Annotated in this window: 14 protein-coding genes, 1 other RNA gene and 1 riboswitch; of the genes, 10 read left to right on the forward strand and 5 right to left on the reverse strand. The window is 68.5% G+C overall.

The genetic code is table 11. The features are described 5' to 3' along the window. Positions 1–69 precede the first annotated feature (69 nt). Positions 70–501: an SWIB/MDM2 domain-containing protein gene (locus K5880_RS16605; RefSeq protein WP_297654766.1), complete on the reverse strand. Its 432-nt coding sequence runs from the start codon at positions 499–501 to the stop codon at positions 70–72. Positions 502–759: 258 nt separating this feature from the next. Between K5880_RS16605 and rraA the strand changes: the two genes are divergently transcribed. After that, the gene (rraA, locus tag K5880_RS16610) at positions 760–1,263 is read left to right on the forward strand and encodes a ribonuclease E activity regulator RraA (protein ID WP_297654768.1); all 504 of its coding nucleotides are present in this window, start codon (positions 760–762) and stop codon (positions 1,261–1,263) included. 9 nt (positions 1,264–1,272) lie between these two features. Here the strand turns inward: rraA and K5880_RS16615 are convergent, their stop codons facing one another. The 4 genes from K5880_RS16615 to K5880_RS16630 all read right to left on the reverse strand — a co-directional run bounded on the left by K5880_RS16615 (position 1,273) and on the right by K5880_RS16630 (position 2,963). Then, complete coding sequence (locus tag K5880_RS16615) at positions 1,273–2,088, reverse strand: sulfite exporter TauE/SafE family protein (RefSeq protein ID WP_297654771.1); 816 nt, start codon at positions 2,086–2,088, stop codon at positions 1,273–1,275. A 2-nt stretch (positions 2,089–2,090) separates the two neighbouring features. Continuing rightward, a non-coding RNA gene (gene ssrS / locus K5880_RS16620) (6S RNA) lies at positions 2,091–2,270 on the reverse strand. Positions 2,271–2,343: 73 nt separating this feature from the next. Then, entirely contained in the window at positions 2,344–2,727 is a 384-nt protein-coding gene (locus tag K5880_RS16625) for a cell division protein ZapA (protein ID WP_297654776.1), read from the reverse strand. Further along, positions 2,724–2,963 (reverse strand): DUF904 domain-containing protein, encoded by a 240-nt coding sequence (locus K5880_RS16630; protein WP_297654779.1) that lies wholly within the window; start codon positions 2,961–2,963, stop codon positions 2,724–2,726. Before K5880_RS16630 ends, K5880_RS16625 begins: the two co-directional genes overlap by 4 nt. Before the next feature lie 49 nt (positions 2,964–3,012). Then, positions 3,013–3,270, forward strand: a riboswitch (cobalamin riboswitch). A 78-nt stretch (positions 3,271–3,348) separates the two neighbouring features. Here K5880_RS16630 and K5880_RS16635 point away from each other — a divergent pair. The 9 genes from K5880_RS16635 to bioB are packed head-to-tail and all read left to right on the forward strand — an operon-like array spanning position 3,349 to position 12,161. Then, positions 3,349–5,199, forward strand: a complete 1,851-nt coding sequence (locus tag K5880_RS16635) for a TonB-dependent receptor (protein WP_297654782.1) — start codon at positions 3,349–3,351, stop codon at positions 5,197–5,199. Continuing rightward, positions 5,196–6,518: a cobyrinate a,c-diamide synthase gene (locus K5880_RS16640; RefSeq protein ID WP_297654784.1), complete on the forward strand. Its 1,323-nt coding sequence runs from the start codon at positions 5,196–5,198 to the stop codon at positions 6,516–6,518. The genes K5880_RS16635 and K5880_RS16640 overlap by 4 nt, the downstream gene beginning before the upstream one ends. Then, the gene (locus K5880_RS16645; RefSeq protein ID WP_297654787.1) at positions 6,515–7,333 is read left to right on the forward strand and encodes a cobalamin-binding protein; all 819 of its coding nucleotides are present in this window, start codon (positions 6,515–6,517) and stop codon (positions 7,331–7,333) included. Before K5880_RS16640 ends, K5880_RS16645 begins: the two co-directional genes overlap by 4 nt. Further along, positions 7,326–7,895: a bifunctional adenosylcobinamide kinase/adenosylcobinamide-phosphate guanylyltransferase gene (locus K5880_RS16650; protein WP_297654791.1), complete on the forward strand. Its 570-nt coding sequence runs from the start codon at positions 7,326–7,328 to the stop codon at positions 7,893–7,895. Before K5880_RS16645 ends, K5880_RS16650 begins: the two co-directional genes overlap by 8 nt. Beyond that, the gene (locus K5880_RS16655; RefSeq protein ID WP_297654795.1) at positions 7,892–8,773 is read left to right on the forward strand and encodes an ABC transporter substrate-binding protein; all 882 of its coding nucleotides are present in this window, start codon (positions 7,892–7,894) and stop codon (positions 8,771–8,773) included. Before K5880_RS16650 ends, K5880_RS16655 begins: the two co-directional genes overlap by 4 nt. Continuing rightward, a complete protein-coding gene (locus K5880_RS16660; protein WP_297654798.1) occupies positions 8,770–9,771 on the forward strand; it encodes an iron ABC transporter permease in 1,002 nt (333 codons plus the stop codon). Before K5880_RS16655 ends, K5880_RS16660 begins: the two co-directional genes overlap by 4 nt. Then, entirely contained in the window at positions 9,768–10,529 is a 762-nt protein-coding gene (locus K5880_RS16665; protein WP_297654800.1) for an ABC transporter ATP-binding protein, read from the forward strand. Before K5880_RS16660 ends, K5880_RS16665 begins: the two co-directional genes overlap by 4 nt. A 17-nt stretch (positions 10,530–10,546) precedes the next feature. Beyond that, a complete protein-coding gene (cobO, locus tag K5880_RS16670; RefSeq protein ID WP_297654803.1) occupies positions 10,547–11,128 on the forward strand; it encodes a cob(I)yrinic acid a,c-diamide adenosyltransferase in 582 nt (193 codons plus the stop codon). A gap of 22 nt (positions 11,129–11,150) precedes the next feature. Then, positions 11,151–12,161, forward strand: coding sequence for a biotin synthase BioB (bioB, locus tag K5880_RS16675; RefSeq protein WP_297654805.1), 1,011 nt, complete (start codon positions 11,151–11,153; stop codon positions 12,159–12,161). Positions 12,162–12,164 lie beyond the last annotated feature (3 nt).

Below are 12,164 nucleotides of genomic sequence, written 5' to 3' on the forward strand. Positions count from 1 at the left end.
GCAAGGCCGACTTGCGTCGGCCTTGCTCGGGACTCCTTGCCACGTCCACGGAGGACGTGAGCGTCAGGATCACTTCAGATGCGCGTTGACCAGCTTGGTCATCTCGAACATGGACGCCTGGGCCTTCTTGAAGATTTCCTTCAGCTTGGCATCGGCGTTGATCATGCGGCGGTTGACCGAGTCCTGCAGCTTGTTCTTCTTGATGTAGTCCCAGATCTTCTTGGTGACTTCGGTGCGCGGCAGCGGATTGCTGCCCACGATCGCGGCCAGGGCGGCGCTGGGGGTCAGTGCCTTCATGAACGCGGCGTTGGGCGTGCGCTTCTTGGCAGGAGCCTTCTTCGCAGCGACCTTCTTGGCCGGAGCGGCCTTCTTGGCTGGAGCCGCCTTCTTGGCCGGAGCGGCCTTCTTCGCGACGACCTTCTTGGCCGGAGCGGCCTTCTTCACAGCGGCCTTTTTGGCCGGAGCCGCTTTTTTAGCGGGCGCTTTTTTCGCAGTTGCCATGATGAATTTCCTTCTAGAAGTTGACGAATCCCCCGTGGAAAACGCGCTTTCTCACGGGTGTCTCGGATGCTAAAGGAGTTGCACCCGCAATCCAAGGTGGGCAGCGCTGTTTTTTCAAGCTTTGCGCAGGGGGAATGCAGGTTTTTGGCGGGGAAAACAACACTTCCTCCGCTGCGAGCGGCCCAGCGCCTGCCGTGCCGCGCGTTTCTGCTCAAATCCAGCGCTGATTTCCCCAGGCTTTTTCTGCGAGTGTTCACCATGAAAAGCACCCATCTATTGGCCACCTGCGATCTGTGCGATGCGCACAAAGGAGACAGCACTGGTGCGTTTCGCGTGCTGCCGCCGGTGTTCCGCGATTTCGGCGCGCTGCGCCGTTTCGCGGGACCGGTGGTGACAGTCAAATGCTTCGAGGACAACTCGCTCGTGAAGGCTGCGGTGGACAGCCCGGGCGAAGGCCGTGTGCTCGTGGTCGATGGCGCCGCCTCGCTGCGCCGCGCGCTGCTGGGTGGCAACCTGGGGGCCGCGGCCGCGCGCAACGGCTGGGCGGGCGTGGTGATCGATGGCTGCGTGCGCGACGTGGCCGAACTCGCCGCGTGCCAGGTGGGCATCCGCGCACTGGCATCCATGCCGCTGCCGACCGAGAAGCGCAACGAAGGCCAGCGCGACGTGGCGGTGCAGATCCAGGGCGTGTGGGTGCGCCCGGGCGACTGGCTCTATGCCGACGAGGACGGCATCGTCATCGCCGACCACGCGCTGGCCTGACCGGCGGGATCAGGCCGTGATGCCCTTGTAGAGCATGTAGGCGGCCAGCATGTACAGCAAGCCGGCGAACACGCGCTTGAGCGAATGCACCGGCAGCGCGTGCGCCGCCCTCACGCCCAACGGCGCCATCAGCACGCTGACGCTGGCAATGATGGCCAGCGCGGGCAGGTAGATGTAGCCCACCGATCCACTGGGCAGATTCTGCAGGCCCTGACCGGCGATGACGTAGCCCACGGCATTGGCCAGCGCGATGGGAAAGCCCAGTGCCGCGCTGGTCGCCACGGCGTTGTGGATGCTCACGTTGCACCAGGTCATGAAGGGCACGCTGACAAAACCGCCACCCGCGCCCACCAGCCCCGAGAGCATGCCGATGACGCCTCCCGCGCCGACCAGGCCCGGTGTGGCGGGCAGGGTGCGCGTGGCCGCGGGTTTTTTGTTCAGCAGCATCTGTGTCGCCGAGAAGCCGACGAAGGCCGCGAAGAACAGCGCGAGCCAGGAGCCCTTGAGCAGGGCGAAGATGCCCAGGCTGGCCACGGCCGAGCCGAGCACGATGCCAGGCGCCAGGCCCTTGACGATGTCCCAGCGCACGGCACCGCGTTTGTGGTGCGCGCGCACGCTGGAGATGGACGTGAAGATGATGGTGGCCATGGAGGTGGCGATGGCCATCTTGACCGCGAGATCTGCTTCGACCCCGCGCCCCGCAAGGATGAAGGTGATGAAGGGCACCATCAGCATGCCCCCGCCAATGCCCAGCAGGCCAGCGAGGAAACCGGTACCGAGGCCGAGCGCGGCCAGCTCTGCGATCAACAGGGGATCAAGTGACATGAAAGGTGTCTGCAAGTGCCGCCGGACCGGCATCCTGAACCGGGGTTCAGGTGGGCGAGGGCAGCGTGGCTTCGGGTTCGTCTGACGCGAGACGCTCGCACCAGCCACGCAATGTACCAAGCCCGGGCTCTATGAGCATTGGTTCAAGGAAATATAAAGCCCGGCGCGCACCGCAGACGGTTTGAATTGTAGGTGCTGGCCGCGGCCGACGAGGACCACCGGTCAAGAAATATCCGCGCAGTGACGGGCGGCGAATCAGAGCAGCCGGCCGTCCTTGTCCAGCGTCTGGTCCAGGCGGCGCATGAGTTCTTCCACGCGCGCCTGCGTCTGTGGGTCCAGCGGGTCGTTGTCGAAACCGCCGCCGGCTTCGGCGAAGGCGCTGTTCTCGGCCTGCGCGAACGAGGATGCCTGAAAACTCTCGGCTTCTTTCTGCGAGAGTTCGAAGGCGAGGTTGAGCGAGGCGAGTACGGCGATGCGGTCGCGCGCCTTGACCTTGCCGGCATCGCGGATGCGGCACATGGCCGTGTCCACGCGCTCGACCGCGTCGAGCAGCGAGGCTTCGCCGCCGGGGGGGCACGAGAGCAGGTAGCTCTGGCCCATGATCTGCACTTCGATCTGCTTGCTGCCAGGCTTGCTCATGATCGCTCCTTGCGGGTTTCGTTGACAGCGTCGGCCATGCCCGGTGGCAAACGCTCCAGCAGCGAATCGATCCGCGCGCGCGCGGCCATCAGTCGGGACTTGAGCGTATCGCGCTCGGCCTGCAGGGCATGCACCTGTTCCACCAGCAGGCTGTTGGTGCGTTGCAGTTCCTCGTGGCGCAGCAGCAGCCGCTCCACGCGCTCGGTGATCTGGTCAAGGTGCTTGGGATCGGCCATGTTCGGGTTCGCAGTTTTCACATTGTAGGGTTGCCCCAGACCGGTGCGGCTTAGAATGCCGGCTGTTGGTGCTCGCGGTGTGGTTCACATGCCGCAGTTCAACGGGAAGCAGGAGGGACCGTTCACCCCGATCGGACCTAACCTGCGCTGCCCCCGCAACGGTAAGCAGACGAGAGGCCATGAGCGCATGCGCGAACGGTCACTCAGCTTTCATCACGCAGCCACTGGACGACACGCCGTGTCATCTGGGAAGGCGATGGAGGTCGTTCTGTCAGCCCGGATACCGGCCAACAAGGTGGTGGTGCGTCCGGCAACGGCTGCGCCACCGTGACGCCCATGCACCGTCGGGGAAGATGGTGAGGGCTTTGTCGCTTGTTCCTTCATCATGAAACATCGCATCTTGCGTGCGCCACTGGCCGCGCTTCCGCTGGCATTGCTGGCAGGCTTCGGTACGTCAGCCGCCCATGCCCAGTCGTCTTCCTCAGCCGAATCCTCATTGCCGGAAACGGTGGTCACGGCCACGCGGATCGAGACCCGAACCGACGCTGTGCTCAGCGACGTTGTCGTGATCGACGCCAGGGTGATCCAGCAGTCCGTGGGCCGTTCGCTGTCCGAGGTACTGGCGCGCCACGCCGGGCTGCAGATGTCCGCCAACGGAGGCCTGGGCAAGCAGTCGGGCCTGTTCATCCGCGGGACGGAAACCCGCCACGTGCTGTTGCTGATTGATGGCGTGCGCTACGGCTCCAGCACCGCCGGTGCGGCTGTGTGGGACAACGTTCCGCTGAGCGCGATTGATCGCATCGAGGTGCTCAAGGGGCCGGCATCGGCGCTGTATGGCAGCGATGCGGTCGGCGGCGTGGTGCAGATCTTCACCAAGCGGGGTGTGAAGGGCTTGCACCCGCAGGCCAGCACGACATTGGGCAGCTTCGGACGCCGCGAGGTTACTGCCGGCCTGAGTGGCGGCAGCGACACCCTCACCTACAACCTGAGCGTGGGTTCATTGCGCGAAGACGGCTTCTCGTCGACCAATCGCAACGTGGCCTTTGGCAACCACAATCCGGACCGGGACGGTTTCGACCAGGACAGCCTTTCGGCTTCGTTGCGCTGGGCCGTCGCGCCCGGGTGGTCGACCGACGTCAACTTCACCCAGGCGGAGGGCACCAGCCAGTTCGACCAGGGGCCGGGCACGTTCAACGCGCGCACGGAGAGCACCACCCGCGTGGCGGGCGTGGGCCTGGAGCGCAAGTGGTTGTCTGGTTCGCGCACGCGGCTGCGTGTGTCGCGCAGCGATGACATGTCGGACACCTTCAGCACGACGGTGCGGCCAGACGTGTTCAACACCTCGCAGACACAGATCACGCTGCAGCATGACTGGAACATCGCTATGGGCAATCTGCTGGTGGGCGCGGAGTCGATCAAGGAAGCGGTGTCGGGCACGCAGGCGTACGCGGTGCACTCGCGCACCACCGATGCGGCCTTCCTGGGCCTGACCGGCCAGGCCGGCCGGCACCTCTGGCAGGCCAATCTGAGGCGCGACCAGAACTCGCAGTTCGGCGACGCCACCACCGGTTTCGCCAGCTACGGATTCCAGATCACGCCCAACTGGCGCCCGCATGTGGCCTACGGTACTTCGTTCAAGATGCCGTCGTTCAACACGCTGTACTACGTGTCGGCGTTCTTTAACGGAAACCCGAGCACGCAGCCCGAGCGGGGCAAGAACCGCGAAGCGGGCCTGACCTACACGCAGGGACGGCATGAAGTGAAGCTCACGCGGTTCGACAACCGCGTGCGCGGGTTCATCACCCGGGAGCCCGTGGTCGCCAACGTGCCCTATGCGCGTATCGATGGCTGGTCGTTGGCCTACGCCGGTTCGGCGGGCGCCTGGAGCTGGTTCACCAACCTGGAGCTGCTGGACGCGCGCAACGAGCTCAACAACCTCAAGCTGCAGCGCCGCGCCGACGAGGTGCTGACCGCCAGCCTGGATCACCGGACCGGCGCCTGGGTCTGGGGCACCTCAATGCAGCTCGTGTCCGACCGCTTCGACAACGCGGCCAACACGCGGCGTCTGCCGGGTTTCGGCACGGTGGATCTGCATGCCCGCTACGACGTGAACAGGGACTGGTCGCTGGCCCTGCGCCTGAACAACGTGGGTGACAAGTTCTACGAAACCGCCTATGGCTACAACCAGCCGGGTCGCGCGGCCTACGTCACGCTCAACTGGGCGCCGCAGCGATGACGCACACCTGCCCGGCCATTCTGGTGGCGGCCCCGGCTTCAGGCCAGGGCAAGACCACCGTGGCTGCGGCACTGGCGCGCCTGCATGCGCGCGCCGGCCGGCGGGTGCGGGCGTTCAAGTGCGGTCCCGATTTTCTGGACCCGCACTGGCTCGCGCTGGCCACCGGTCACCCGGTGCACAACCTCGACCTGTGGATGACGGGCGAAGCGGATGCGCGAGCGCGGCTGCATGAGGCCGCCGGGCGGGCCGACCTGATCGTGGTCGAGGGCGTGATGGGCCTGTTCGACGGCGATCCCAGCGCGGCCGACCTGGCGCAGCGCTTGGGCCTGCCGGTGCTGGCGGTGATCGACGCCTCGGCCATGGCGGGCACCTTCGGCGCGCTGGCCTTCGGCTTGCAGCATTTCCGGCCCGGCCTGCCGTGGGCGGGTGTGCTGGCCAACCGCGTGGCCAGCGAGCGCCACGCGCAGATGTTGCGCGACGGCTTGCGGGGCGACTGGCTCGGTGCGGTGATGCGCGACGAAGGCTTCTCGCTGCCCGAACGCCACCTGGGCCTGACGGTGGCTGCGGAGTTGCCCGATGCCCTGGCTCGGCTCGACGCCGCGGCCGATGCGCTGGCCGACACGCCGCTGGGCCGGATGGATGACGCTGCGCTGGCGCGCTGGTCCGTGTCGTTTGACGCCCCTGCCGCGGAGCCGGCCCAGCCGCCATTGCTCCAGGGCAGGACCATCGCCGTCGCGCGCGACGCGGCCTTCTGTTTCATCTACCCGGCCAACCTGGACGTGCTGGGTGCGCTCGGCGCCGAGCTGGTGTTCTTTTCGCCACTGGCCGATGAGCCGCTGCCGTCCTGCGATGCGGTCTGGCTGCCCGGTGGTTACCCCGAGCTGCATGCCGCAGCGCTGGCGGCGGGCACACGCACGTGCGACAGCCTGCGCGCCCACGTGCGGGCGCATCGCCCCGTGTGGGCAGAATGCGGCGGCATGATGCCGCTCTTCGAGTCCCTTGTGTCCGCCGATGGACAGGCCCAGGCCACCTGGGGCCTGTTTCCCGGTCGCGTCGTGATGCAGAAGCGCCTGGCCGCGCTCGGCCCGCAGCAGCTCGCCCTGGCCGCCGGTGTGCTGCGCGGCCATACCTTCCACTATTCGCGTTGCGAGTCCACCCTGGTGCCGGTGGGGCACACCGAATCGGTGCGTGGCAAAGAACGTGGTGCCGGCGAAGCCGTGTACCGAGTGGGGTCGATACAGGCGAGTTACTTCCATGCCTGGTTCCCATCCAGCCCCGCGGCCACGGCGTCGCTGTTCCTGCCAGGGGGCCCCGCGTGACCACCGCCCTCGGCCCGCAGCGCATCGTCTGCCTCACCGAAGAGACCACCGAGTGGCTCTACCTGCTGGGGCAGGAGCACCGCATCGTCGGCATCTCCGGCTACACGGTGCGCCCGCGCCGTGCGCGCGAGGAGAAGCCGAAGGTCAGTGCCTTTCTGAGCGCGAAGATCGACAAGATCCTCGCGCTGGAGCCGGACTGCGTGTTCGGCTTCTCCGATCTGCAGGCCGACATCGCCGCCGAGCTGGTCCGCGCGGGCGTGCAGGTGACGGTGTTCAACCAGCGCAGCGTGGAACAGATCCTGTCCATGCTGTACCAGGTCGCGGCAACCGTGGGCTGCGCGGACGCGGGCCTGGCCTGGATAGACGCCGCGCGCGCCCGGCTCGACGGCATCCGTGCCGCCGTGCGGGCGCTGCAGGCCGCCGGCAAGCGCCGCCCGCGCGTGTTCTTCGAGGAGTGGGACGATCCGCACATCAGCGGCATCCGCTGGGTGTCCGAGCTGCTGGGCATCGCGGGGGGCGACGACGTGTTCCCCGAATTGGCCGCCATGCCGCTGGGCAAGGACCGCATCATTGCCGAGGGCGCCGAGATCGTGCGCCGCAACCCGGACATCGTCATCGGCTCCTGGTGCGGGAAGAAGTTCCGGCCCGAGAAAGTGGCCGCGCGCCCGGGCTGGCAGGAGGTGGACGCCGTGAAGAACGGGCAGCTGTTCGAGATCAAGTCGGCCGACATCCTGCAGCCTGGACCGGCCGCGCTCACCGACGGCGTGGATCAGATGCACCGCATCGTCACCGACTGGATGGCCCGGCATGGCTGAGACCGTGGCGCGCAGCGAATTCATCCTTGGCGGCCAGAAGAGTGGCAAGTCGCGCCGTGCGGAAGGGCTCGCGCGCCAGTGGCTGGATGCGTCGCCCGGCACGCACCGCGCGGTGTTGATCGCCACCGGCCAGGCGCTGGACGACGAGATGTGCGAACGCATCGCGCGCCACCGGCGCGAGCGCGCCGAACGCGTGCCCGGCATGGCCACGGTGGAAGAGCCGCTGGCGTTGGCGCAGGCGCTGCATGAACACGGCACACCGCACACGCTGGTGGTGGTGGACTGCCTCACGCTGTGGCTGACCCATCTGCTGATGCCCGCAGAGGGTGTCGCGGCAGACGTTTCCGAACCCACCAAGTCCCTGTGCGACGCCATCGGAGCCGCTCGTGGCCCGGTGGTGCTCGTGGGCAACGAGATCGGCCTGGGGGTGATTCCCCTGGGCCGCGAAACACGCGCTTTCGTGGATGCGCTGGGTGGCCTGAACCAGGCCGTGGCGGCGGCCTGTGATCGTGTGACCCTGATGGCGGCCGGTCTGCCCCTGCGCTTGAAGGACCCCGAATGAAAAGACATGCGGCGATCGGCCGGTGGTGGTGCGCGCTCTGGCTGCTGGCCACCCTGGGCGCGCCGCAGGCGGCCGAGGTGAGTGTGACCGACGACCGCGGCGTGGTGGTGACGCTGGCGCGGTCGCCGCAGCGCATCGTCTCGCTGCTGCCCTCGCTGACCGAGACCGTGTGCGAACTGGGCCAGTGCCACCGGTTGGTGGGGGTGGACCGTTATTCCAACCACCCGGCCTCGGTGCGCAGCCTGCCCGTCACTGGTGGCGGCATCGACCCCAACATCGAGGCCATCGTGGCCCTCAAGCCCGACGTGGTGCTCATGGCCACCTCGTCGCGCGGTGTGCGGCGGCTCGAGTCGCTCGGCCTCAAGGTGCTGGCGATGGAGCCAAAAAGCTCGGCCGATGCGCAGCGCGTGATGGGCAAGCTCGGCCAGTTGCTCGAGGTGCCCGACGTGCAGCGCATCTGGCGCGCCATCGACGCCGGGGTGCTGGCCGCCGCGCAGTCGCTGCCGGCCAGCGCGCGTTCGCTGCGCGTGTACTACGAGGTCAGCAACGGGGGCTATGCGGCCGGCACGCAGTCCTTCATCGGCGAGATCATGGCGCGCCTGGGTGTGCAGAACATCGTCCCGCCCGCGCTCGGGCCGTTTCCGCGCGTCAACCCCGAGTACGTGGTGCGCGCCAACCCCGACCTGATCATGATCGGCTCGCGCAATGTGCAGGGCATGGAGCTGCGGCCCGGCTGGCGGGGCATCCGCGCCTTGCGCGAGCAGCGCGTGTGCGTCTTCACGCCCGACGAATCCGATGTGCTGGTGCGCCCGGGTCCGCGCATGGCCGAGGCGGCGCGGCTCATGGCGCGCTGCATCACCGAAAAAGGTGCGCAATGAGCGGGGCGCGCCACAGCCTCTGGCTGGGAGCGGCCTTGCTGCTGGCGGCGGTGGCCGTGCTGCTGCTGGGCGCCGGCGTGGGCAGCACCGGCTTCGACGGCGTGCTGCGCGCGCGGCACGACCCGGTGGCGTGGCAGATCCTGTGGGACATCCGCCTGCCGCGCACGCTGGGCGCCTGGGTGGCCGGCGCGCTGCTGGGCCTGGCGGGCGCCGTGGCGCAAGGCCTGTTCCGCAACCCGCTGGCCGACCCGTATCTGCTCGGCAGCGCATCGGGCGCGGCGCTCGGTGTCGCGCTCGCACTCGCTTTGTTCGGCACCACGCCGTTCGCCACGCAATGGCTGGTGCGCCTGGGCCTGACCGGCGCGGCCTTCGCGGGCGCGGTGCTCGGCGTGGTGCTCACGCTGGCCATGGCCAAAGGCGTGCAGCACACGCTGCGCCTGCTGCTCGCGGGCGTGATCGTGGGCGTGGTGCTGGGTGCTGCGCGCGACCTGATCACCATCGCCTCGCCCGACACCTTGCAGGCCATGCAGGGCTTCATGCTCGGCAGCACCGGCTTCGTGGGCTGGGCTTCGTGTGGCGTGATGGCGGTGATGCTGGTCGCCGCGCTGGCGGTGGCCGCCTCGCTGGGCCGTGTGCTCGATGGCCTCGCATTGGGCGAGGCCACCGCGATCAGCCTGGGCCTGCCGCTGGCGGCGGTGCGTGCGGTGCTGGTGGCGGTGCTCGCGCTGGCCACCGGCGCGGCCGTGGCCCAGACCGGCCTGATCGCCTTCGTCGGCCTGGCCGCGCCGCACCTGGTGCGCTCCATCGTGAAGACCACGCACAGCCGCCTGCTCGTGCTCAGCGCGCTCATGGGCGGCCTGCTGCTGATGACCGCCGACGTGCTGGCGCGCTGGATCGTCGCGCCGCAGGAACTGCCTGTGGGCGTGCTCACGGCGGTGCTTGGCGGCAGCTACCTCCTGTGGCTGATGCACCGGCGGCGGCCAGGGGGGTTCCTGTGAGCGCCGCGCTGCAGACCCGGGGCATCGGCGTGGCGCTGGGTGGCACGCCCGTGCTGCATGGCATCGACGTGGTGCTGCCCGCCGCGCGCTGGACCAGCGTGGTCGGGCCCAACGGCGCGGGCAAGTCCACCCTGCTCAAGGCGCTCGCCGGCCTGCTGCCGCACAGCGGCGAGGTGCGGCTGATGGACCGGCCGCTGGCGCAATGGCGCGGCCGCGAGCGCGCGCGTTGTCTGGCCTGGCTGGGGCAGGGCGAAGCCGGTGCGGACGACCTGAGCGTGTGGGACGTCGCCATGCTCGGGCGCCTGCCGCACCAGGCCTGGCTGGCGGCCCCCACCGAGGCGGACCGCGCGGCGGTCGAACAGGCGCTGCGCGCCACCCAGGCCTGGGACTGGCGCGAACGCCCGCTGGGTGCTCTCTCGGGTGGTGAGCGCCAGCGCGTGCTGCTCGCGCGCCTGCTGGCGGTGAATGCCGACGTGCTGCTGATGGACGAACCCCTGGCCAACCTCGACCCGCCGCACCAGGCCGACTGGCTGCTGCTGGTGCGCGAACTCGTGGCGCGTGGCAAGACCGTGGTCAGCGTGCTGCACGAGATCGGCGTCGCGCTGCACGCCGACGACATGGTGGTGATGGCGCAAGGGCGCGTGGCCCACCAGGGCGCGTGCAACGACCCACGCACCCACGTGGCGCTGGAGGAAGTCTTCGACCACCGCATCGCCATCCACCCGCTGGGCGACCAGTGGGTGGCGTTGCCCCGTTAGACGACAAGGACATCTTCATGCAGATCGAATCCCCGCCCACCGAAAAACGCTACGAGAAGCCCGAAGGCGAGCGCCGGGGGCTGCTCATCGTGCACACCGGCGACGGCAAGGGCAAGAGCACGGCGGCCTTCGGCCTGGCGCTGCGCGCCTTCGGCCGCACGCACGTGCACGGCAAGCTGGTGAAGATCTTCCAGTTCATGAAGGTGCCCAGTGCCCGTTTCGGGGAACACCGCATCTTCGAGCAACTTGGTGTGCCCATTGAAGGGCTCGGCGACGGCTTCAGCTGGAAGAGCCAGGACCTGGAGCACTCCGCGCAGCTCGCGCGCGACGGCTGGCAGAAGGCACGCGCGGCCATCCTGGGTGGTGAATACTTCATGGTCACGCTTGACGAGCTGACCTACCCGCTGATCTACGGCTGGCTGCCACTCGATGACGTGTTGCAGACCTTGCGCGATCGCCCACGCCACGTGCATGTGGTCGTCACCGGGCGACGCTGCCCGCCCGAGATCATCGAACTGGCCGACACCGTGACCGAGATGACCCTGGTGAAACACGCGTTCAAGGCGGGTATTCCCGCTCAGCGCGGCATCGAAGACTGACCCTGTTTGCGAGAGGAGAACCATGACAACCACCACCCTGACCGAACACGCCGTGCGCCTCGTGCCACGTCCTGCCCCTGCGGCGGCCACCACGGAGCGCTGGTCGGTCGACGCCGTGGCCGCGCTGTTCGATCTGCCATTTTCCGATCTGATCCACCGCGCGCAGACCGTGCACCGCGAGCACCACGACCCGGCCGAGGTCGAGCTGGCGACGCTGCTGTCTGTCAAGACCGGTGGCTGCCCCGAAGACTGCGGCTACTGCCCGCAGTCGGTGCATTTCGACACCGGCCTGACCGCAGGCAAGCTGATGGGTGTGGAAGCCGTGCGCGAGGCCGCCCAGCGCGCGAAGCAGGCCGGCGCCACGCGCTTCTGCATGGGCGCGGCCTGGCGCGCGCCCAAAGACCGCGACGTCGATGCCGTGGCCGAACTCGTGCGCACCGTGAAGGCCGAGGGCCTGGAGGCCTGCGCCACGCTGGGCATGCTCGCCGAAGGCCACGCCGAGACCTTGCGCGATGCGGGCCTGGACTACTACAACCACAACCTCGACAGCGCTCCAGACTTCTACGGCGAAGTCATCACCACGCGCGACTACCAGGACCGGCTGGACACGCTGGAACGCGTGCGCGGCGCGGGCGTGAAGGTCTGCTGCGGCGGCATCGTGGGCATGGGCGAGTCGCGCCGCCAGCGCGCCGGCCTCGTGGCCCAGCTCGCCAACCTCGCGCCCGACTACCCGGAGTCTGTGCCGATCAACCACCTGGTGAAGGTACAGGGCACGCCGCTGGCCGATCAGCCCGACCTGGATCCGCTCGAATTCGTGCGCACCATCGCCGTGGCACGCATCACCATGCCGCGCGCCCGCGTGCGCCTGTCGGCCGGTCGCCAGCAGATGAGCGAGGCGGTGCAGGCCCTGTGCTTCCTGGCTGGCGCCAACTCCATCTTTTATGGCGAGAAGCTGCTCACCACCGGCAACCCCGATGTGGCGGCCGACATGGACATGCTCGCGAAACTGGGCCTGCGGCCGCGCCGCGCCTGAGCC

The organism is Hydrogenophaga sp., assembly GCF_025699295.1.
In the GTDB taxonomy this organism is placed as follows: Bacteria; Pseudomonadota; Gammaproteobacteria; order Burkholderiales; family Burkholderiaceae_C; genus Hydrogenophaga.